The 21,167-nt window shown below is 67.3% G+C and carries 21 protein-coding genes; 8 read left to right on the forward strand and 13 right to left on the reverse strand.

Going from position 1 to position 21,167, the window contains the following annotated elements; genetic code table 11:
* Nucleotides 1-86: 86 nt before the first annotated feature.
* The 6 genes from pcaC to pobA form a co-directional block, all read right to left on the reverse strand.
* Entirely contained in the window at nucleotides 87-473 is a 387-nt protein-coding gene (pcaC, locus tag HWX08_RS19520; protein ID WP_006480129.1) for a 4-carboxymuconolactone decarboxylase, read from the reverse strand.
* Nucleotides 474-483: 10 nt separating this feature from the next.
* Nucleotides 484-1,269 carry a 3-oxoadipate enol-lactonase gene (gene pcaD, locus HWX08_RS19525; protein WP_174920096.1) on the reverse strand — a complete coding sequence of 262 codons (786 nt, stop codon included), beginning with the start codon at nucleotides 1,267-1,269 and terminating at the stop codon, nucleotides 484-486.
* 14 nt (nucleotides 1,270-1,283) lie between these two features.
* Complete coding sequence (locus HWX08_RS19530; protein WP_069258891.1) at nucleotides 1,284-2,642, reverse strand: 3-carboxy-cis,cis-muconate cycloisomerase; 1,359 nt, start codon at nucleotides 2,640-2,642, stop codon at nucleotides 1,284-1,286.
* Nucleotides 2,643-2,730: 88 nt separating this feature from the next.
* Nucleotides 2,731-3,387, reverse strand: a complete 657-nt coding sequence (locus tag HWX08_RS19535; RefSeq protein WP_069258890.1) for a CoA transferase subunit B — start codon at nucleotides 3,385-3,387, stop codon at nucleotides 2,731-2,733.
* Nucleotides 3,388-3,406: 19 nt separating this feature from the next.
* A complete protein-coding gene (locus HWX08_RS19540; RefSeq protein ID WP_069258889.1) occupies nucleotides 3,407-4,123 on the reverse strand; it encodes a 3-oxoacid CoA-transferase subunit A in 717 nt (238 codons plus the stop codon).
* Nucleotides 4,124-4,264: 141 nt separating this feature from the next.
* The gene (gene pobA / locus HWX08_RS19545; protein ID WP_069258888.1) at nucleotides 4,265-5,497 is read right to left on the reverse strand and encodes a 4-hydroxybenzoate 3-monooxygenase; all 1,233 of its coding nucleotides are present in this window, start codon (nucleotides 5,495-5,497) and stop codon (nucleotides 4,265-4,267) included.
* 116 nt (nucleotides 5,498-5,613) lie between these two features.
* Here pobA and HWX08_RS19550 point away from each other — a divergent pair, with 116 nt between their 5' ends.
* From HWX08_RS19550 to HWX08_RS19560, 3 genes are all read left to right on the forward strand, one after another.
* Entirely contained in the window at nucleotides 5,614-6,540 is a 927-nt protein-coding gene (locus HWX08_RS19550; RefSeq protein WP_174920094.1) for a LysR family transcriptional regulator, read from the forward strand.
* A 99-nt stretch (nucleotides 6,541-6,639) separates the two neighbouring features.
* The gene (folE, locus tag HWX08_RS19555) at nucleotides 6,640-7,272 is read left to right on the forward strand and encodes a GTP cyclohydrolase I FolE (RefSeq protein ID WP_069258886.1); all 633 of its coding nucleotides are present in this window, start codon (nucleotides 6,640-6,642) and stop codon (nucleotides 7,270-7,272) included.
* Entirely contained in the window at nucleotides 7,272-8,075 is an 804-nt protein-coding gene (locus tag HWX08_RS19560) for an SDR family oxidoreductase (protein ID WP_069258885.1), read from the forward strand. Before folE ends, HWX08_RS19560 begins: the two co-directional genes overlap by 1 nt.
* Before the next feature lie 35 nt (nucleotides 8,076-8,110).
* On the opposite strand, the gene epsC is transcribed toward HWX08_RS19560, so the two are convergent.
* Nucleotides 8,111-9,031 carry a serine O-acetyltransferase EpsC gene (epsC, locus tag HWX08_RS19565; protein WP_069258884.1) on the reverse strand — a complete coding sequence of 307 codons (921 nt, stop codon included), beginning with the start codon at nucleotides 9,029-9,031 and terminating at the stop codon, nucleotides 8,111-8,113.
* Nucleotides 9,032-9,168: 137 nt separating this feature from the next.
* Nucleotides 9,169-9,402: a hypothetical protein gene (locus HWX08_RS19570; protein WP_069258883.1), complete on the reverse strand. Its 234-nt coding sequence runs from the start codon at nucleotides 9,400-9,402 to the stop codon at nucleotides 9,169-9,171.
* A gap of 278 nt (nucleotides 9,403-9,680) precedes the next feature.
* Here HWX08_RS19570 and HWX08_RS19575 point away from each other — a divergent pair, with 278 nt between their 5' ends.
* The 3 genes from HWX08_RS19575 to fnr all read left to right on the forward strand — a co-directional run bounded on the left by HWX08_RS19575 (nucleotide 9,681) and on the right by fnr (nucleotide 11,968).
* A complete protein-coding gene (locus HWX08_RS19575; RefSeq protein WP_069258882.1) occupies nucleotides 9,681-10,091 on the forward strand; it encodes a DUF3005 domain-containing protein in 411 nt (136 codons plus the stop codon).
* 559 nt (nucleotides 10,092-10,650) lie between these two features.
* The gene (locus HWX08_RS19580; RefSeq protein ID WP_069258880.1) at nucleotides 10,651-11,118 is read left to right on the forward strand and encodes a universal stress protein; all 468 of its coding nucleotides are present in this window, start codon (nucleotides 10,651-10,653) and stop codon (nucleotides 11,116-11,118) included.
* 103 nt (nucleotides 11,119-11,221) lie between these two features.
* Nucleotides 11,222-11,968 (forward strand): fumarate/nitrate reduction transcriptional regulator Fnr, encoded by a 747-nt coding sequence (gene fnr, locus HWX08_RS19585; protein WP_107310637.1) that lies wholly within the window; start codon nucleotides 11,222-11,224, stop codon nucleotides 11,966-11,968.
* Between the two features lie 49 nt (nucleotides 11,969-12,017).
* Here fnr and HWX08_RS19590 read toward each other — a convergent pair whose 3' ends face one another.
* Complete coding sequence (locus tag HWX08_RS19590; protein ID WP_006480142.1) at nucleotides 12,018-12,911, reverse strand: LysR family transcriptional regulator ArgP; 894 nt, start codon at nucleotides 12,909-12,911, stop codon at nucleotides 12,018-12,020.
* 119 nt (nucleotides 12,912-13,030) lie between these two features.
* On the opposite strand from HWX08_RS19590, the gene HWX08_RS19595 reads away from it, so the two are divergent.
* Entirely contained in the window at nucleotides 13,031-13,651 is a 621-nt protein-coding gene (locus HWX08_RS19595; protein WP_011548718.1) for a LysE/ArgO family amino acid transporter, read from the forward strand.
* 81 nt (nucleotides 13,652-13,732) lie between these two features.
* Here the strand turns inward: HWX08_RS19595 and HWX08_RS19600 are convergent, their stop codons facing one another.
* Genes HWX08_RS19600 through HWX08_RS19615 form a run of 4 tightly spaced genes read right to left on the reverse strand, consistent with a single transcriptional unit; the run spans nucleotide 13,733 to nucleotide 19,657 of the window.
* Complete coding sequence (locus HWX08_RS19600; RefSeq protein ID WP_174920092.1) at nucleotides 13,733-15,466, reverse strand: T6SS phospholipase effector Tle1-like catalytic domain-containing protein; 1,734 nt, start codon at nucleotides 15,464-15,466, stop codon at nucleotides 13,733-13,735.
* A 36-nt stretch (nucleotides 15,467-15,502) separates the two neighbouring features.
* Nucleotides 15,503-16,180 (reverse strand): DUF3304 domain-containing protein, encoded by a 678-nt coding sequence (locus HWX08_RS19605; RefSeq protein WP_069258877.1) that lies wholly within the window; start codon nucleotides 16,178-16,180, stop codon nucleotides 15,503-15,505.
* 56 nt (nucleotides 16,181-16,236) lie between these two features.
* Complete coding sequence (locus HWX08_RS19610; RefSeq protein ID WP_174920090.1) at nucleotides 16,237-17,139, reverse strand: DUF4123 domain-containing protein; 903 nt, start codon at nucleotides 17,137-17,139, stop codon at nucleotides 16,237-16,239.
* Between the two features lie 13 nt (nucleotides 17,140-17,152).
* Complete coding sequence (locus HWX08_RS19615) at nucleotides 17,153-19,657, reverse strand: type VI secretion system Vgr family protein (protein WP_174920088.1); 2,505 nt, start codon at nucleotides 19,655-19,657, stop codon at nucleotides 17,153-17,155.
* A 354-nt stretch (nucleotides 19,658-20,011) separates the two neighbouring features.
* On the opposite strand from HWX08_RS19615, the gene HWX08_RS19620 reads away from it, so the two are divergent.
* Nucleotides 20,012-20,959, forward strand: a complete 948-nt coding sequence (locus tag HWX08_RS19620; RefSeq protein WP_069258874.1) for an aldo/keto reductase — start codon at nucleotides 20,012-20,014, stop codon at nucleotides 20,957-20,959.
* Nucleotides 20,960-21,167: the final 208 nt, after the last annotated feature.

Below are 21,167 nucleotides of genomic sequence, written 5' to 3' on the forward strand. Positions count from 1 at the left end.
CGATACGCTGCCGGCACGATCATTCGATATCGACGGCCCGCCAACCGTCAGCGGGCCTCGAATCGGGATCGGTCTACGCCCGGCACTCAACCGGCCGCATCCTGCTCCTTGAAGATTTTGTCCGCGAGATGGAACGCGGAGTTCGCGGCCGGCACGCCGCAATAGATCGCGGTCTGCAGCAGCACTTCCTTGATCTCGTCGCGCGTCACGCCGTTGTTGCGTGCGGCGCGCAGATGCAGCGCCAGTTCCTCGCCACGGTTCAGCGCTACCATCATCGCGATGGTCAGCAGGCTGCGCGTATGGCGCGGCAGGCCGTCGCGCGTCCAGATCTCGCCCCATGCATAGCGCGTGATCAGGTTCTGGAATTCGTCGGTCACCTCGGTGCGATTCTCGATCGAACGGTCGACATGCGCGTCGCCGAGCACCGCGCGGCGCACCTTCATCCCTGCTTCGTAACGTTCCTGGTCGTCCATTGCCGTTACCTCACGCGTTCAGGAAATCGAGCAGCGCGCGGTTGAAGCCGTCGGTGCACTCGATGTTCGAAATATGCGCGGCGTCGAATTCGACGTGCTGCGCACCCGGAATCGCGGCGGCGAGCGCGCGGCCCTGGTCGGGCGGCGTCGACATGTCCGTCGCGCCGGTCACGACGAGCACCGGCAGCGCGATGCCTTTCACTTCTTCGCGCAGGTCGGCGGCATTCAACGCGTCGCAGTTCGCCGCATAGCCGTCCTTGTCGGTGTGCACGAAGGTGTCGCGGATCGCGTCGAACAGGCGCGGCTCGCGCTCGACGAACGCGTCGGTGAACCAGCGCGGCAGCACGGCGTCGGCGAGCGCGGCCATCCCTTCGGCGCGCGCCCTTTGCGCGCGCGGCGCCCACACTTCGGGCGAGCCGATCTTCGCGGCGGTATTCGACAGCACGGCGCGCACGATGCGCGACGGGAAGCGTGCGGCGAGCGCGGCGCCCGTCAGCCCACCCATCGAGATCCCGCAGAAATGCGCGCGCTCGATGCCGACGTGGTCGAGCAGGCCGATCACGTCGCCGGCAAGCTGGTCGATCGTGTACGAACCGGCCGGCGCGTCGGAATGGCCGTGGCCGCGCGTGTCGTAGCGCAGGATGTTGAAGTGCTGCGTGAGCGGACGAATCTGCGGCGCCCACATCTGCAGGTCGGCGCCGAGCGAGTTCGAGAAGACGAGCCACGGCGCATCGTCGCGCGCGGCCCGGTCGATCCGGTAATGCAGTTTCACGCCGTTGACAGTGGCGAAAGGCATCGATGTTCTCCTGGTTATTGCGCGCCCGCATGCAGCGCGAGCACGGCGTCGACGTAGGCCTGCGCCTCGCCGACGTAATGAGCGGGATCGAGCAGCCGCGCGAGCGCGTCGCGCGACAGGTGTGCGGTCACGGTCGGATCGGCCGCGAGCACGTCGAACAGCGTCGCGCCCGTGCGCACGGCTTCCTTCGACGCATGTTCGACGACGTGATGGGCATCGAGCCGGCCGATCTTGTCGCCGAGCGCGAGCATCACCGCTTCGCCGAGAATCAGCCCGCGCGTCAGGCCGAGGTTCGCGGCGAGGCGTTCGGTGTTGACGTCGAGGCCCGCGACGATCTGCGCGATCTGCGCGAGCGCGCCGCCGGTCAGGCGCGCGAGGTCGGGCAGCGCATCCCATTCGGCCTGCCAGCCGCCGAGTGCGCGCTCATGTTCCTGGACCATGCCGGCGAATACGGTCGCGACGAGGCTCGGCGCACGAACCGCGGCAGTGAGCACCGCCGCGCAGCCGACCGGATTGCGCTTGTGCGGCATCGTCGACGAGCCGCCCTTGCCGGCGGCAGCCGGCTCGCCGAGCTCGCCGACTTCGGTCTGCATCTGCAGCGACACGTCGCGCGCGATCTTGCCGAGCGTACCCGTCAGCATCCCGAAGCACGACGCGGCTTCCGCGATGCGGTCGCGCTGCGTGTGCCACGGCACGGCCGGCGCCGCGAGTTGCAGGTCCGCCGCGAGCGCGGCGGTGACGCCGGCCGCCTGCTCGCGCAGGCTCGCGAGCGTGCCGGCCGCGCCGCCGAACTGCAGCACGAGCGCACGCGCGCGCAATTCGGCGAAGCGCGCGCGATGGCGCAGCAGCGCATCGAGCCATTGCGCGAATTTGAGGCCGAGCGTGATCGGCAGCGCCTGCTGCAGCCACGTGCGGCCGATCATCGGCGTCGCGCGATGCGTGCGCGCAAGCGCCGCGAGCGACGCGCAGGCTTCGTCGAGCATCGGTTCGAGCACGTCGAGCGTGTCACGCAGCTGCAGCACGGTGGCCGTATCGATGATGTCCTGGCTCGTCGCGCCCCAGTGGACGAACTTCGCGGCCTCCGGGTCGTCGGCCTTCACCTGCGCGGTCAGCTGCTTGACGAGCGGAATCGCGAGATTGCCGCCGAGCGCCGCACCGTGCGCGAGCGCATCGGCGTCGAGCCGGCCGGCGTCGCACGCGCGCTCGATCGGCGCGACCGCGGCGGCGGGAATCACCTGATGCGCGGCGAGCGCGCGCGCGAGCGCGGCCTCGACGTCGAGCATCCGCTGGATCGTCGCGCGGGGCGACCAGATCCGGTTGAGCGGCTCGGTGCCGCAGATGAGGGAGGTCAGGCGGGCGCTGTCTTCGAGCATGGCATCTGATTGGGGAAACGGCGTGCGCCTATTGTCCACCCAAGCGTGCCGGGATGCGCGCGAGCGCACGCGCCGGCACGCCGGCGGTTCAGGCGGCGGCCTTGCGCGTCGCGTCGATCAGCGGCACGCCGGTCAGCTTCTGAAGTTCGTCGAACGACAGGTCGGTGAAGATCTCGCTCACCGCGAGGCCGTCGGCCGTCACGTCGAGCACCGCGAGATCGGTATAGATACGGCTCACGCATTGCACGCCGGTGACCGGATACGAGCACTGCGCGACGATCTTGCTCTCGCCCTGCTTCGTCAGGTGCTCCATCATCACGAACACCTGCTTCGCGCCGATCGCGAGATCCATCGCGCCGCCCACCGCCGGAATCGCGTCGGGCGCGCCCGTATGCCAGTTCGCGAGGTCGCCGCTCGTCGACACCTGGAATGCGCCGAGCACGCAGTAATCGAGGTGGCCGCCGCGCATCATCGCGAACGAATCCGCATGGTGGAAATACGCGCCGCCGGTGAGCAGCGTCACGTGCTGCTTGCCGGCGTTGATCAGTTCGTCGTCTTCCTCGCCGGGCGCGGGCGCGGGGCCCATGCCGAGCAGGCCGTTCTCGCTGTGCAGGAAGATTTCCTTGGTTTGATCGAGGTGGTTCGCCACCAGCGTCGGCACGCCGATGCCGAGGTTCACGTACGCGCCTTCGGGGATGTCCTGGGCGACGCGCTTGGCCATTTCATCGCGGGTCAGTCGTTTCATTTGGATGCTCCTCGGGCGGTCAGGCGGCGTGGGACGTAGCGTGTTCGGCAGCCAGCTCGGCCGCGTGCGCGGCCTGCGGCACCTCGACGATGCGCTGCACGAAAATGCCCGGCGTCACGATGTGTTCCGGGTTCAGCGCGCCGAGCGGCACGACTTCCGACACCTGCACGATCGCGACCTTCGCGGCGCTGGCCATGATCGGCCCGAAGTTGCGCGCGGTCTTGCGATACACGAGGTTGCCCCAGCGATCGCCCTTGTACGCCTTCACGAGCGCGAAATCGGCGTGGATCGGCGTCTCGAACACGTAGGGCTTGCCGTCGATCACGCGCGTTTCCTTGCCTTCCGCGAGCTTGGTGCCGTAGCCGGTCGGCGTGAAGAAGCCGCCGATGCCGGCACCCGCCGCACGGATGCGCTCCGCGAGGTTGCCCTGCGGCACCAGTTCCAGCTCGATCTCGCCCGCCCGGTACAGCCCGTCGAACACCTGCGAATCGCTCTGGCGCGGGAACGAGCAGATGATCTTGCGCACCTGCTTCGCCTTCAGCAGCGCCGCGAGGCCGGTTTCGCCGTTGCCCGCGTTGTTGTTGACGATCGTCAGGTCGCGCGCGCCCTGTTCGATCAGCGCGTCGATCAGCTCGGACGGCATGCCCGCCGTGCCGAAGCCGCCGATCATGATTGTCGCGCCGTCGTGGATGTCGGCCACCGCCGACTGAAGCGATTCGAAAATCTTGTTGACCATGTCTCTTCCTGATACGAACCCGCGGCTCGATGCGCGGCCTGTCGAGGGGACACGCGCGTGCCGCGTGCCGCGCCGGGGCCGATGTCGACTCCGGTTTTGTTCGCTATTCGAACCTAGATTCGATTAGCGAACGATGGCCGATCATAGAGTCGCGCACAGCGCGTTGTCAAGGCGGGTTGCCTCGGGGGGCGTCGCGTCGTCGAACGGCAGCCCGACGTAGTTTTCGGCGAGCGACTGCGCGGCGGCCCGCGAGCGCGTCACGTATTTCAGCTCGGCAAACTTCAGGCGATTGACGAACGGCGAGTCGTCCGGCGACGCATGGAGCATGTTCGTCATGAAGTACGAGAAGTGCTCGGCGCGCCACACGCGTTCGAGGCAGGTTGCCGAATACGCGTCGAGCGGCGCCGTATCGCCGGTGCGATAGCGCGCGCCGAGCGCACGGGACAGCGCGCGGACGTCGGCCACCGCGAGGTTCATCCCCTTCGCGCCGGTCGGCGGCACGATGTGCGCGGCGTCGCCGGCGAGGAACAGGCGGCCATGCTGCATCGTCTCGGACACGAAGCTGCGCATCGGCGTCACGCTCTTCTGCGTGATCCGGCCCTCTGTCGGCGTCCAGCCGGTGTCGTTCGAAAAGCGCGTGTGCAGTTCGTCCCAGATCCGTGCGTCGGACCATTCGGCGAGATCCTCGTCGGGCTTGCACTGCAGATACAGGCGCGTGACCGTCGGCGAGCGCATCGAGAACAGCGCGAAGCCGTTGTCGTGATGCGCGTACACGAGTTCGTCGAGCGACGGCGCGGCGTCGGCGAGGATGCCGAGCCATGCGAACGGATAGACGCGCTCGAACGTGTTCAGCCGCTCGGCGGGAATCGTCTGGCGCGCGATGCCGTGGAAACCGTCGCAGCCGGCGATGTAGTCGCAGTCGATGCGGTCTTCGCGGCCGTCGGCGTGCTTGAACGTGACGAACGGGTGCTCGCTTTCGACATCGTGCAGCGCCACGTCGCTCACTTCGAAATGCATCGCGTGGCCATGCTCGACGCCGGCCGCGATCAGGTCGCGCACCACTTCGTGCTGGCTGTAGACGGTGATCGCGCGCCCGCCGGTCAGCGCGGACAGATCGATGCGATGGCGCTGGCCCGAGAACAGCAGCTCGATGCCGTGGTGTTCGAGCCCTTCCCGGCGCATCCGGTCGCCGAGGCCGGCTTCGTTCAGCGTGTCGACGGTGCCCTGCTCCAGCACGCCGGCGCGGATGCGGTTCTCGCAGTATTCGCGGGAACGCGCTTCGACGAGGATCGAATCGACGCCTTGCAGGCGCAGCAGATGGGAAAGCAGAAGGCCGGACGGACCGGCGCCGATGATCGCGACTTGGGTGCGCATTGTTCGTCTCCTGAACATTGGTTCGAGTAATGGAACACATTTGAGCGCTTTCCCGACTATGCGGCAACGCGATTCAGGAGATATGTTGTATACGTTTTGAAGATACTGGCCCGGCGATGGAAGCGCTCGATCTGAACCTCATTCCCTACCTCGTCGCGCTCGACGACACGCGCAACGTCAGCCGCGCGGGCGACCTGCTCGGCGTGAGCCAGCCGCGCGTGAGCACGGCGCTCGGCCGGCTGCGCGACTATTTCGGCGATCCGCTGTTCGTGCGCACGTCGCGCGGGATGGAGCCGACGCCGCGCGCGCTCGCGCTGCTGCCGGCTGCGCGCGACGCGCTCGCGCAGATCGAGCGCGGCCTCGTCGCGCCGCACGACTTCGACCCGGCCGCGAGCACGCATACGTTCTCGATCGCGCTGTCGGACGTCGGCGAGATCGTGTTCCTGCCGAAACTGCTGCAGGCATTCGCGACGCGCGCGCCGCACGCGAACCTGCGTTCGGTCTCGCTCGCGCACGACGAAGTCGGCCGCGGCCTCGAAGCCGGGTCGATCGATCTCGCGGTCGGCTACTTCCCCGATCTCGACGGCAACAACTTCTTCCAGCAGCGCTTGTTCACGCACCGGTTCGTGTGCCTGATGCGGCGCGGCCATCCGTTCGAGCAGGCGCCGCCGTTCACGGTCGAGCAGTTCCTCGGGTGCGGGCACGCGGTGGTGCGTGCGGAAGGCCGCAGCCAGGAAGTGCTCGAGAAATACCTGGCGAAGCAGCGCATGCAGCGCCGCGCGGTGCTCGAGACGCCGCACTTCATGAGCCTGCCGTTCATCCTGAGCCGCACCGACCTGATCGCGACGGTGCCGCACGCGATCGGCTATGCGTATGCGGCCGAGCACGCGTTCATCGTGCCCGTCGAGCCGCCGCTCGCGCTGCCGCGTTTCGACCTGAAGCAGCACTGGCATCGCAAGTACCACAACGACCCGCGCCTCGCGTGGCTGCGCGGCGTCGTCGCGTCGCTGTTCAACGACGAGCAGGACGAATGGCCGAAGTGACGAACGATGAGCGGCGGCCCGTACACACGCCCCGCGAAACCATGAAACAATGCCCGGATATCGGCCGCCGCTCGCGGCCTTCGATGGAGCCACTACAACATGGGTAAGAAGAAGTCCGCGCGGCCCGAGCCCGCCGCATCCCGGCCGAGCCGTGAAGAAGCCGAAGACGCCGTGCGCGTGCTGTTGCGCTGGGCCGGCGACGATCCCGCGCGCGAAGGCCTGCTCGACACGCCCGCCCGCGTCGTGCGCGCGTACGAGCAGTTCTTCGCCGGCTATGCGCTGGAGCCGCGCGACATCCTCGCGCGCACGTTCAGCGAGGTCGACGGCTACGACGAGATGATCGTGCTGAAGGACATCCGCTTCGAGAGCTACTGCGAGCACCACATGGTGCCGATCATCGGCCGCGCGCACGTCGCGTATCTGCCGAATCATCGCGTGGTCGGCATCTCGAAGCTCGCCCGCCTCGTCGACGCGTTCGCGAAGCGCCTGCAGATCCAGGAAAAGATGACCGTGCAGATCGCCGACACGCTGTTCGACGTGCTTCAGCCAAAGGGCGTCGGCGTGATCCTCGAAGCCGCGCACCAGTGCATCTCGACGCGCGGCGTGCACAAGCCGGGCGTCGAAATGGTCACGTCGCGCATGCTCGGCACGTTCCGCACCGATCCGTCGACGCGACGCGAATTCCTGTCGATCGTCGCGAATCCTTCCTCGGTCAACCTGACGAATACCTGATGGAGCAGACGAAGCAAACGGCGCACGCGCCCGTCGTGCTCGTGACCGGCGCCGCGCGCCGGGCCGGGCGCGCGTTCGCCGAGTATTTCGCCGCGCACGGCTATCGCACCGCCGTGCATTACGACCGTTCGGCCGATGCCGCGCAGGCGGCCGCCCGCGCGATCGCCGAGCGTGGGCACGAATCGGCTGCATTGCAGGCCGACCTGTCGGATGCGGCGCAGATCGCCGCGCTGATCGACCAGGTGTATGCGCGCTTCGGGCGCCTCGACGTGCTGGTCAACAACGCGTCGGTGTTCTGGCAGGACCATTTCCCGAGCTTCGACCTCGCGGCATTCGACCAGGCGTGGGCCGTCAATTGCCGCGCGCCGATCCTGCTCACGCGAGCGTTCTACGAACGAGCCCGCGCGGCCGGCACGCAGGGGGTCGTCGTGAACGTGGTCGACCAGAAGATCAAGGAAAACTTCCACCGCGACCATTTCAGCTATACGGTCGCGAAGGCCGCGCTCGGCAACCTCACGCAGATGCTCGCGCTGTCGTCCGCGCCGGTGCTGCGCGTGAACGCGGTGTTCCCCGGGCTGATGCTGCCGAGCGACGACCAGACGCAGGCCGACTTCGAGCACGCGAGCCGCGCATCGACGCCGCTCGCGCGCATCGCCGGCCCCGACGACGTCGCGAGCGCGATCCTGATGCTGACGGGCAACGCATACAACGGCGTGGATTTCGTCGTCGATGCGGGGCAGAACCTGATCCGCGTCGACCAGGACGTGCTGTACAAGCACCGCGCGCCCGACAGCAAGCACTGACGCACGCGCCCGCGCGAACCGGGCGCGCCGCCGCGTTACGGCTTTTCCGCGCTGCCGCCTTCCCGTACCTTGCCCTGCGCGACGCTCGTGCCGGCCGGCACGCTGTGCGTGAGCCACACGTTGCCGCCGATCACCGAGCCGCGCCCGATCGTCACGCGGCCGAGAATCGTCGCGCCCGCGTAGATCACCACGTCGTCCTCGACGATCGGGTGGCGTGCATTGCCCTTCACCAGCGCGCCTTCGCCATCGGCCGGGAAACTCTTCGCGCCGAGCGTGACGGCCTGGTACACGCGCACGCGCTCGCCGATGATCGCCGTCTCGCCGATCACCACTCCGGTGCCGTGGTCGATGAAGAAGCTCGGGCCGATCTGCGCGCCCGGGTGGATGTCGATGCCGGTGGCCGAGTGCGCGATTTCATTGATGAACCGCGCGAGCAGCGGCACGCCGAGCTGGTGCAGCGCATGCGCGAGCCGGTGATGCATCATGGCCAGCACGCCGGGGTAGCACAGCAGGATCTCGGTGATGTGCTGCGCGGCCGGATCGCCCGCATACGCAGCCTGAATGTCGCTGACGAGCAGCGCGCGGACCGCCGGCAACTGCCGGCCGAATTCGCGGGCGATTTCGAACGCGCGTTCGTCGAGTTCGGCGAACGGCGTATCGGCATGCTCGGGCAGGAACGGCAGCGCGCGGCGGATCTGTTCGGACAGGATGCGCAGCGTGCTTTCGAGCGTGTGGCCGACATAGAAATCGACGCTTTCGTCGGTCAGATCGGGCGCACCGTAGTGCGTCGGAAACATCGACGCGCGCAGGCCGGTCACAATCTTGCAGATCGCATCGCGCGACGGCAGTTCGCGGATGCCGCGCGGATGGCGCGTGCGATGGAGTTCCTCGCGCGACTCGCGCAAGCCGGCAACGATTTCTTCAAGGCCCCACTGACGGGCGGGTGATGTCGACATATGCCAATGCAAGCGGCCGCGCTCGGTCGCACGGCCGCCAATAAAGTGACGGGTTCCGCAAGATTACCGCGTTTTTTGTCCGCGAGCGGCACGCCGGGGATCGGCCGGATGGCCGATGCCGCGCAAGTGCGGCGGCGTTACATCGCGATGCTGCTCGCGTCGATCCATCGCACGGCCCAGTCGCGCGCGTGCGCGATCGCGGCGTCTTCGTCGTGGAACTGGAGCTCGATCGGAAAAAAACGGTTCGCAACGAGTTCCCCGTCGCTCGATCGGGAGATCACGACGTAGGGTTTGAACGAACCGTCGCTGGCGCGCGCGGGCGCGCAATTCAACAGATAACCGCGGTGCGTGAAGGCAGTAGTCGCTTGCATGAATCCGCCACCTCTAGTCCCTTGCTTTGTTGTTCACTACCCGTCTTTAAGGGGTGCTGCGGCCCCCGGCGCGGGCAGAGGCGGCGCGACCGAATCCCCTCTCGCCGCTTCGCAGGAAAAGAATCATACTCTGTAGAAAACGCGTCTTCTAGCTGAAATAAATCACGACAAATCAGTGCGCGCCGCGCGACCGCGGCGATCGCCCGCGCGCCTTTTCCCGTCACGCCCGGAACGGGATTTGCTTCGATCCGGCACGCTTCGCCGCGAGGAGAGCCGCGATGGAATCATCCGGTCAAACCGGTCGTTCGCGCCCGCGCAGCATCGAGCTCGACAACGACGACACGCACGACAGCACGGTCGATACCGACGGCAAGAACCGCGAGGCGGCGCGCCTCGCCGGCGGCGGGCCGATCTCGCCCGACGAGATCACGCGCAGCAACGCGTCGCTCGTCGGCGCGATGCCCGAAGCCGCCGACGGCTTCGCCGGTTTCGACAGCCGCGCCGGCGGCAATCATCCCGCGTTCGCACTGCGCGCCGGCTACATGGTGATCGAGAAAGGCTTCGACGCGCCGCCGCCGATCGGCGATGCGCTGTTCGGCCCGGTTCACCGGATGTACGGCAGCGCGTACTGGCCCGGCCACCAGCGGCGGCCGGAGCGCATCTTCGAGCTGACGGCCGTCCCGAAATAGCCGGCGCGGCGTTTGAATCGATCGTTCGTTTGCGGACCGGCATGCGGCGCGAGCCGATGGCGACGATCGGGTGCGCTGCTCCGGTGCGCCGATCTTGCACCGGCAACTGCGCGATGCAGGAGCGAACGCTTCCGCGCAGCGGCAGCGGCAGCGTCGCGCATGCCGCGAAACGCACCGATGCACGGGTGTTGATCGAGGTCATGTCGACACGGCGCGGTTGCGATTGAATGGCAATGCGGGCGATGCCTCCTTGCAGCCGTCGTATCGCGTCGTATCGCGTCGATTCGACCGGCGTGCGCGACGATGCGTGCGCGCATGCGTTTGCGCCCACGCTACGGACGACAGCCGCGGCGCCAACCCGCGACGCGTCACGCGATGCGGCATGCGCCACGTGCATGTCTGCGCGCTGCGACAGCACAAGCGGCGGCGCCACCCATCACGACCGGCACCTCACTGCAAAGTCCCGGCCGTTGGTTTACTCTGCCCCGCAGCATCGCGCATTGCCCAGCCTGATCGGCCATTCGGCCGACTTCGTTTCAACCCGCCACTCGGAGACACTATGTACAAGCGCATTCTGGTTGCCGTCGACGGCAGCGACACGTCCCGCCACGCGTTCGATGCCGCGCTGGCGCTCGCGAAATCGCACGGCGCCGAGCTGCAGCCGTTCTACGTCGTCGAGAACGCCGCGATCTACTACAACGTACCCGGCTACGATCCGTCCGTGCTGCGCGATCAACTCGTCACGCAGGGCAACGCGCTCGCGAAGGATTTCACCGCGCTGATGCAGGCCGCGGGCGTGAAGGGCGAGACGCGGCTGAGCGAAGCGACGTCGCTCAACGACGTGTCGTCGCTGATCCTCGACGGCGCGAAAGCATTCGATGCCGATCTGCTCGTGCTCGGCACGCACGGCCGCCGCGGCTTCCGTCGTCTCGTGCTGGGCAGCATCGCCGAACAATGCGTGCGCCACGCCACGCTGCCCGTGCTGTTGATTCCCGCGGCCGCCAACGCCGACGAACCGGCCGCGTGAACGGCATTCGGCATGCGCGGGCAGTCGCGACGTTTTGTCACCCGACAGCGGCAAGTTGCGGTGGGACAATGATTCCGTCGATTCAACGCCGGAGTAAACGATCATGCTGACGCCCGTCGCCACACGTCCCGCTGCCACACCTCATGCCGGTAGCTGGGCGCCTCGCCAGGCTGCACATTGCTCGACGTGCGCGATGCGGCACCTGTGCATGCCGCAGGGCCTGGCGCCCGAAGCGCTCAGTCGCCTCGAATCGGTCATCTGCGCGGCGCGCCCCGTCAAGCGCGGCGAGGCGCTGTTTCGCGAAGGCGATGCATTCGACAACCTGTACGCGGTACGCTCGGGTTCGCTGAAAACCGTCGCCACGCGCCACGACGGCCGCGAACAGGTCACCGGCCTGCATCTCGCGGGCGAAGCGCTCGGCCTCGACGGCATCTGCGACGATACCCATCCGCGCACCGCCGTCGCGCTGGAAGACAGCTCGGTCTGCGTGATTCCGTACAGCGCACTGAAGGCGCTGTGCTCGGAAGCCGGCTCGATGCAGTTGCGCATGCACAAGCTGATGAGCGAACAGATCGTGCGTGAAACGTCGCAAACGATGCTGCTCGGTTCGCTGAATGCCGAAGAACGCGTCGCCGCGTTCCTGCTCGACGTGTCGTCGCGCTACCTGAAACGCGGCTACTCGCCGTCGGAATTCAACCTGCGGATGACCCGTGAAGACATCGGCAGCTATCTCGGCATGACGCTCGAAACGGTCAGTCGCACGCTGTCGAAATTCCAGAAGCGCGGCCTGATCGAAATGCAGGGCCGCCACGTGCAGATCGTCGATTTCGACGGCCTCCAGCACCTCTGATCACACCGCACGGCGCGCGCCTCGCGCGCCGCCAGCATCGCACTGCGAATCAATCGAGAAACAGCGCGGCACGCGCTTTCAGTGCCGCGCTGAAATCGTCGAGCCAGCCGATCGACAGACGCCAGCTCTGCCAATAAAGATCGATGTCGATGGTTCGGCCGCGCGACATGTCGATCAGCTCACCCGCCGCCAGCTGGCGGTCGACCATCCGGTCCGGGCACATCCCCCATCCCAATCCCGTTTCGCATGCGCGCAGGTAGCCCGCGACATGCGGTATCCAGTGCTGCGGCGGATCGAGATCCGCGCGCGTCACCCGCCGGATGAAACGCGCCTGCAGCCCGTCCTTCGGATTGAACATCACGCACGGCGCGCGGCGCAGCGCATCGCGCGTGATCCCCGCGTCGAAATAACGCGCGTAAAACGCCGGCGAGCACACCGCGCGATAGCGAATCCGCCCGAGCCGCTCGGACCGGCATCCCTGGATCGGCTCGGCCTGCGCTGTCACCGCGCCCTGCACGCTGCCGTCGCGAATGCGCGAGGCCGTGTAATCCTGGTCGTCGATCACGAGGTCGAGCAGCGTCTCGCGCTCCGTGCAGAACGGCCCGACCGCATCGATGAACCACGTCGCGACGCTGTCGTCGTTGACGGCCACGCGCAACGTCGGCCACGCGCTCGCGATCTGGCCCGGCAACGCGGGCATCCGGCCGCCCAGTTCGGCTTCCAGCAGCTGCACGCGTTCGGTATGCCGGCACAGCAGCGCGCCCGACGTGGTCGCGACGCACGGCTGCCCGCGCTTGACGAGCACGCTGCCGACGCGCTCCTCCAGCAGCTTCACGCGCTGCGACACCGCCGACGGCGTGACATTCAGCTCCTTGGCCGCCCGCTCGAACGAGCCGTGCCGGATCACGGCCGCGAGGGCATCGAGCAACGCGTAGTCGAGCATTAGATTTCCTTAATCTGCATTAGGTGATTTAGCTTCTCTTATTTTCCTGCCGACCGCAGACTAGCGCTACCCGATTCATTCGTCTACTGCTTCCACGGCTGTCCCCCATCATGAACTGGCTGAACTGGCTCGCTTTTTCCCACGGCGCCGCACTGTGCGCGTCGCTCATCGTCACCATCGGCGCGCAGAACGCGTTCGTGCTGCGGCAGGGCATCATGCGCTCGCACGTCGGCAAGATCGTGCTGCTGTGCGCGGTGTCCGACATGATCCTGATCGGCGCGGGCGTCGGCGGCGCATCGGTGCTCGTCGAACGCTATCCGACCTTCGTCCATGCGGTGCTGTACGTCGGCCTCGCGTATCTCGCGTGGTTCGGCATCAACGCGCTGCGTCGTGCGTTCAAGCCGGGCCACGACACGCTCGACGTGCGCGGCGACGCAGTCGCGCCGCCGCCGCAAGGCGCGCTCGCGATCGTGCTGATGACGCTCGCATTCACGTGGCTCAACCCGCACGTGTATCTCGACACGTTCCTGCTGATCGGCACGGCCGGCGCACGCGAGCCGGAAGGCGCGCGGCTCGCGTTCGCGATCGGCGCGATGACGGTCAGCGTCGTGTGGTTCCTCGGGCTCGGCTATGGCGCACGCTTGCTGGCGCCGTGGTTCCGCAAGGCCGTGGCATGGCGCGTGCTGGATGGCGCGATCGGCAGCATGGTGCTGTTTCTCGCAGCGGTGCAGTTGCGGTAGGGCGGGGCGTGTCGCGGCAGATCCTGTCTGCCGCGACGTCAGGTCAGACGGTCGCGGTCGCGACCGGTATCGCGTTCGGCGTCAGGCCGTCGAGGTCGCGTCGGGCAGCGTGCCGCCGATCGCCGCGGGCTGGTTGCTGGCCAGTTGCGGTTCGTTGGCCGCCGTCGGGTCCGACTGCTTCGCCGGATCGGCCTTCGCGAGTTGCGTGGCGGCCTGCTCGGCCTTGTCGCCCTCGTAGCGCCAGAACAGGAACTTCTTGCCGCGCTTGCCCATGAAGTACTGACGGTTGACCGACCAGCGGCTCGATTCGGCGAAACCGACGTGACCGTCTTCCATCTGTTTCTTGAAGCCCGCGATCGAGTCGTGCACGTAGTGATCGAAGAATCGGTCGAACGTCGCGCGCGCCGCCGGATCGATGCCCCCCAGCCAGTTGCCGGTGACCCGCGTGGCCGCGTCGATCGCCTTGTACTGCTCCGAGATGGTCCGCGTCAGGACGCCCCCGTTGGCGCGACGGATGAGATCCGCATCTTCGTTCCATTCGCGGTCGGTAATCGCCATGTGGGCGTCCACGCCGCCAGGCGGCTTCATCCGGCCGTCGTGCAGGCGCCGGCTGCGGCTCGCGCGCCACTGGTAGTAGCGGTTCATGTGCCAGATGATCTGCGACTCGAGCCTGTCGCTGTTCGACGCCACGCCCGCGCGACGCTCGTTGCCCTGCCCCATGTACACGTTCCAGGCCGCCTCCAGCTCAGCGGAAATCGCGAACAGCCCGCCGGCCGATTCCACGATCTCCTTCGGCTCGCGAAACGGCACGCCGGCCTTCCACGCCTCGATGTAGAGATTGTTCAACGCGACGTTGGCCAGTTCGTTGGTGCGCCCTTCCTGGTAGTTGCGCTCGTAGCCGCCGCCCACATCCGAGTGCATGCCGGGGTAATACACCTCGCGGCAGTTCGCTGGAAGCGTCTGGTCCTCGCGCACCGAATCGCCGGGGAATTTCTCGCGGACTTCATGCGACGCGACATAGTGAACGCATTGCCGTACGTAGTCCGGAATGCGAATGTCGTTCGCCCATTCCGCGTGGCCGCCCTTGTCGATGCTGTGAAGCAGGCCGCCGTATACCGGCCCCAGGATCCCGCCGACGATGTAGGGGGCCGCCTTCTCCATGCGGCTGCCGCCGAAGCCTGTCGACGCCACCGTATCGAGGATGCCCATGAAGTAGACGACCACTTCGGGACGCATCCCCTTCATGTTCTTCTTGTTCCACCAGAGCCGGCCGCCGATGTTCTCGGCCAGCTGCTCGGTCAGCATGCGGACGAACGCCCGCGCCTCCGTGGCGCCGCGCGAGAAGCCGAACGCGGCCACGTTGATCTGGCTCACGGCCGGCATGTGGCTCGCCACATGTTTTTCGAGCTCGCCGAGCATCCAGCGGATGCGCGCCTCGCCCTTGCTCGCGGCCGCCATGCCCAGCGCGCCGTCGATACCCTTGCCCGAATCGCCGACCTTGCTGCAGGGTGTGCCGACGCCCTCGACGTACCGGCCCATCGTGCGCGGATTGGCCTTGTTGAACGGGACATGGGCAAACATCGCGAGCTTGGCGATATTGCTGTACTTGGTCCTCGCGACGTCCGTCGAACCGTTGCCGTCCTCGCCGTAGTTGTTGCCCGTGCCGTCGAAGAAGGCCGTAAACCACACGGGTTTCGGACACTCCTTGCATTGCTCGACCCGCAGCGGATCGAGCGCCTCGCGGTGCCCGTTGCGGATCGACTCCTCGACCGGCGTGATATCGGTGATGCGTCGAATGAGGGGGGGATTGCTCATGGCGGTTACGCTCCTGTTCCGGTCACGCGTCCAGCGTCAGTTCCACTGGGCCGGTTTCTTGCGCCCATAGAACGGATTGGGAATTTCCTTCAGGCACGCGCGGTCGGTCAGCTTGCGCTGTGCGTCGCGCTTCGACAGGGCCACCTTCGGGTCCGGGCCGTCGGCTTCGAAATCCATGTCGCCTTCCACCCGGCCATCGGGGAAGAAGTGCAGCACGATACCGCCGCTCTTGCCCTTGACGGGCGGGCGCGTGACCGTGATCTCGCCTTCGCACCATGCCATCCCCGGCTGGGTTTCCCGGTGGGTGTACGGGTCGTAGTTCGAGGACGACGCTTCCATCGCGCGCTTGTCGACCACGCGTTCCCACCACACCTTGAACGTCTTCGGGGTCTTCCAGCGGAAATCCCATGCGAGGCTCGGTCTTTGCCCGCCGCCGCCGGTCCAGTATTTCGCGCTCCGCGGCGTCGCACTCGCGCCATCGGCGCTTGCCGCATCGTCGAGGCTGTTCTTGTCGGGCGGCAGCAGATAGACGCCGTAGATGTCGTAATCCGTATAGTTGAAGGAACCGGCCGTGATGATGTCGTAGTTCGGGTCGTTCCATTTATTCACTTCGCCGGGCGCAAGGCTGTCCTTTTCGGCATCGTTCACGCTCTTGCTGCACGCAGCCGTGGAAAAAACCATCACGGACAGCAGGGTGATCCAGCAGCGGTTCATATTGAACTTCCTTCTCTTCCAGTCGATTTCATTCGAGTCGCGTCGCGTACGCGCCATCACCCGGCCGCTTCCTGCATCCGCCGCCAGTCTTCCGCCGGCACCCGCGCCAGCGCCTCCGGAAACGCCTCCCCTTGCGCGACCGCGTCGAACACGACGGCCATCGCCGGATCCTCGTCGAAGCGCGCGCCGTAGCGCAACGCCAGTTCGCAATAGATCAGCAGCGACGCCGCGCTTTCGGCGCCGTGCGCCCGGCAGCGTACCAGTTGATCGCGCACGAAGCCGTAGTGCGCCTCGGCCGGCAACGACGCGAGCAGCGCGGGCTTTTCGACACGCAGCCGCTCGAGCATCGTGTACGGATAGCAGGCGGCGAGCAGATCGTCCTCCTGCGCCTGGGTCAACTGCAGCGGAAACTCGGCGGCCTGCCCGACGTTGGCGGGCGCGGCGATTTCCACCGTCCGGATCTGCAGTGCGGAATCCCGGTGAATCCAGTGCCGCACGCCCTGCGCCAGATACGCGCGATGCGCGGCGGGCAGCATGTCGAGCCAGAACGGCAGCACGCGCGGATCGAAGAAGCGCATCAGCATCACGCTCTCCATCTGCTCGAGCTGGACGTCCACCATCGGCGCCAGATGCGCGGCCAGTCGCTCGAGCGACAGCGGCGACACGAGCACGCTCGCCGCCGGCCACGGAATGCTGCGCGGCTCGACGGCATCCGCGGCATCGGCACCGTCGGCGCCGGGCTGCCATTCGTACAGCAGCGGTCCGACGATTCTCGCATCGTCGTCGGCGGCGTCGAGCAGCGAAGCCGCGACGAACGCGGGCCACGACGCCTTGTCATCGTCCGGCAACGTATCCAGCAATGCGCCATCGATCAGGACGTAAGCGCGCAGCCCGTCCTGCGACGCCAGCGCCGCCTGCAGCGCATCGGCCGCCTGCGCGGCGATCGGGTCGTTCGTCATGCGCTGCCCCGCTTCACGCCTTGGCGGCGAACGGCGACGCCATCGATGCCGCGTTGACCATGCACGGCGCGCACGCCGTGCCCGGGAACGCGCGCGCGGGCACCGGCAGGCTGTCCGGCCCGATGAACGTATGCGACGCCGCATGCGCGGTGAATCCGCCCTTCGTCCCGTGGACGATGCCGCTGCCGTTCCAGCGCGTATAGCTGGTCCCGCCGTTGATCAGGACTTCTTCTTTTGCGGTGATGGTGATGCGGTTCGCATCGACCTTCACGTCCAGCTTGGCCAGCACGTTGATGCTGTCCTTCAGCGCCTGGATGTCGATGTCGGCGGCGGCGGCCACGAGCCGGATGCCCTTCTCGAACGCGGCGACGCGCACCGCCTCCTGCGCGCTGACCAGCATGCTCTTGCCCGCGCCGATGCTCGTGTGGGCGCCGCTCGTCAACGCGACATGCTGATCGCTCGCGACGTGGGTCGACCCCGTCGTCGTGGCCAGGATCCCCGCCGGGCTGGCGAGGGCCAGGAACGGCTGCGCGAACTCCGGAAACTCGCCCTGCTGCGGATTGCCGCCGCTGCCCCTCAGCCCGTCGTTCTGCGTTCTGAGCGCCTGATGGACGGCGTCCTGATCGCCGGACTCCTGCGCCTTCACGTCGTGCGCGGACCCCGACAACGATTCGTGCAGGTCGTGCGCCTTGTCGAGGCGCGCGACGGTCTCGCCGATGTCGGTCGCATGGGCACGCGCGTCGTAGCGCGCTTCGCTCGTCACGAGCAGGCCCTTGGCCGCCCGGACCGCGCCATGCGCGTCGGTCCGCAATTCGAAGCCGCGGGCGCGCTGATCGGTGCGCCCCTGGGTCGCGTCGATGCGGACGTTGTGCCCGAGCGTCAGTTCGCTCGCGTCGGTATCGCTGCGCAGCTTCAGCTGGAGCTGCTGCGGCGTGTCGTCGAGCAGCACGTGGTTCGAGCGTCCGCCGGCCGCGTTGCCGCTGTCGCCGGACAGCTCGCGACTGCGCAGGCCGGTCAGCACGTGCTGGTCGGGCAGCGCCCACGGCGGCATCCGTTCCGCGTTGTACGTGGTGCCCGACACGATGGGCCGGTCGGGATTGCCGTCGAGGCACATCACGAGCACCTCGCTGCCCACGCGCGGATGCGCGATCATCCCTTTCTCGCCGCCCGCCCAGCCGGCGGCCACGCGAATCCGCGCGCTGATCTGCGCCGCACGATCCCAGTGGTAGACGATGCAGACACGGCCGTATTCGTCGACGTCGACGCTGCCGGTTCCCTTCGCGCCGGCGACGGTCGCGGTTTGCGGCGCCAGCACGCGCACCGGTTCGCTGTTGAACCCGCGCCCCGGGCGCCACGGCGTCCGTCGATGGCCCGCGACGAAGCGGTTGCGATACTCGGGCTTGCCGTCGGCCTGCAGGTAGTTGTTCGCCGCTTCGTGGCGGGCTTCGAGAATCAGGTACTCGTGATCCTGCGGGCTGCCCGACGCCACGCTGGAGTGATCGGACAGCTGGAACCAGCGCCCGGGCAGGATGCCGTGATGATTGCCGGCCGCGTCGAAACGCGTCGCGGTCGCCTCGATCTCTTCCATCCGCACGCGCGCGAGCGCGTCGCCGGCGCGCGTTTGCTTCGCGAAGCCGTAGTGCCCCACGTATTCGTGATGCTCGACCTGCGGCGCGACACCCGACGGATGCAGCGTCGGAATCTGCGCGTTGGCCGCATGCGGCGCCTTGAAGTCGAACGCCGTCGCGCTGTAACTGCCGGCGGACAACGACCGTACCGCGGACCATTGCGAAATGGCGTCGGCGGCCATCGGGCCGTCGTGCGTCTGAAAGCGGATCTGCGGCGAGCGGCCGTCGATGGCCGGGCACTGCACCGTGCTGTCGTCGCCGACGATCAGCTTCAGGCCTTTCTCGTCGTGCTCCCACCAGTACAGGAACCCGGCGGCTTCCAGATGGCGAACGATGTAGTTCCAGTCGCTTTCGCCGAGCCCGCCGCCCTGCACGTTCATCGTGCGCGCCGGATCGTCGCCGCGCACGCGCCACTCCCACGACGGCGCGAGCCCCTGGTAGTCGGCAAGCAGCGTGCCGATCTGCTGCTGAAGCGACTGGCCGAGGAACAGGCGGTTGTTCACGCGCGTCAGCAGGAAATGACTCCACGGGCGCAGCACCGCGCGATACTCCGCGATCGAATCGTCGTTGCGGACCAGCGAAAACTCGGTGCAGTAACCGGTGAAATAACGCAAGCCGCCGTCCGGTCGCACCATCGACACCGCGAGCAGCTTGCCCAGCATGTCGGCCAGCGTGACGCCCGCCTCGCCCGACAGCAGCGTCACCTCGAACGTGAAATCGATCCCCAGCCCTTCGTGCGCGACGAGACGCTCGGCAACCAGCCGCGCCGGACGTTGCCGGCCGTACGAGTCGGTCACCGACGGCGCGTCGTCGTGAGGAAAAGACAGCGCGAGCAGGCGTTTGTCCTGCAGGAAAAACGGGGTTCGAGTGAATGCCGCCAGGTCAGCCATGACCGCCTCAGAATGATTTTTCGTTCGTGTGGCAGCGGCCGCTGCCTCCCTTGATTTTGGGATGAAAGGATATCGTAGACATCGCGTCGCGACAACGTTGACGCCGTACGTCATTTCCCTACCTCGGCACGGAAAATCGGTAATAAATACAGTACCTTGCGCGCGGCGGCGCCGGCGCTCGAACGGAGATCGCCGCCGCGATGACGTCGCCTCGTCCGGCATGCCGGCGCGCGCGCACGAAACTCGCCGGTGGGTGCGCCGGCGACGGAACCTGCCACGCGCTTCGCCGTCTCAACGCGACCGGCTTCACGTCCCGCAGTCCCCTCCCGTCACCCGCAGCTTACGGAGCAGAACATGGCACATCGCACCCTCGGTACATCTAGCATCCAGGTTTCGCCGCTCGCGTTCGGCGGCAACGTCTTCGGCTGGACCGTCGACGAAAACGCGTCGTTCGCGCTGCTCGACGCGCTCGCCGACACCGGCATCAACTTCATCGACACGGCCGACGTCTATTCGGCCTGGGTTCCCGGCAACCACGGCGGCGAATCGGAAACGATCATCGGCAAGTGGCTCAAGCGCTCCGGCAAGCGCGAGCAGGTCGTGATCGCGACCAAGGTCGGCCTGCTGGCCGCGCGCGCGGGGCTGTCGAAAGACAACATCCTGAAGGCCGTCGACGATTCGCTGCGCCGCCTGCAGACCGACTACATCGACCTGTATTTCTCGCACCGCGACCTCGCCGATACGGCCCCGCTCGAAGAAACGCTCGGCGCGTATCAAACGCTGATCGACGCGGGCAAGGTGCGCATCATCGGCGCATCGAACTACAGCGGCGCGCGCCTGCGCGAAGCCGCCGCCATCAGCGAGCGCGACGGGCTGCCCGCGTACCAGGTCATCCAGCCCGAATACAACCTGATCGACCGCGCCGACTACGAACGCGATCTCGAGCCGGTCGTGCGCGACCTGAAGCTCGGCGTCGTCAACTATTACGCGCTCGCGAGCGGGTTCCTGTCGGGCAAGTACCGCAGCGAGGCCGACCTGAAGAAGAGCGTGCGCGGCGATCGCGTCGCCGGCTATCTCAATGAACGCGGGCTGCGCATTCTCGCGGCGCTCGACGCGGCCGCGGAGAAGCACGGCACACAACCGGCCGCGATCGCGCTCGCGTGGCAGATCGCACGGCCGACGATCACCGCGCCGATCGCGAGCGCGACGTCGCTTGCGCAGCTGAAATCGCTCGGCGATGCGATCCGCGTGCAGCTCGACGAGGACGACATTCGACGGATCGACGCGGCCAGCGCGGGCTGAAGCCGACGGTAGCGGGCCGCCGACACGATCGCGCGATTTGCACAGTCCGCGCGGATGCGCGGCGGCCCGGCCACGGCAGCGTCGCGTTCCGCGGGGCAAGATGGGCGACGAGCAGGACGTGTCGCTCGGGCTCCAATCGTCGTCATCGAAGTAAACCGGCACGACCTAACCCAAAATCGCATCGATGTTTTGACTGAAACGGCCGCTT

This window comes from Burkholderia metallica, assembly GCF_902832845.1.
GTDB lineage: Bacteria > Pseudomonadota > Gammaproteobacteria > Burkholderiales > Burkholderiaceae > Burkholderia > Burkholderia metallica.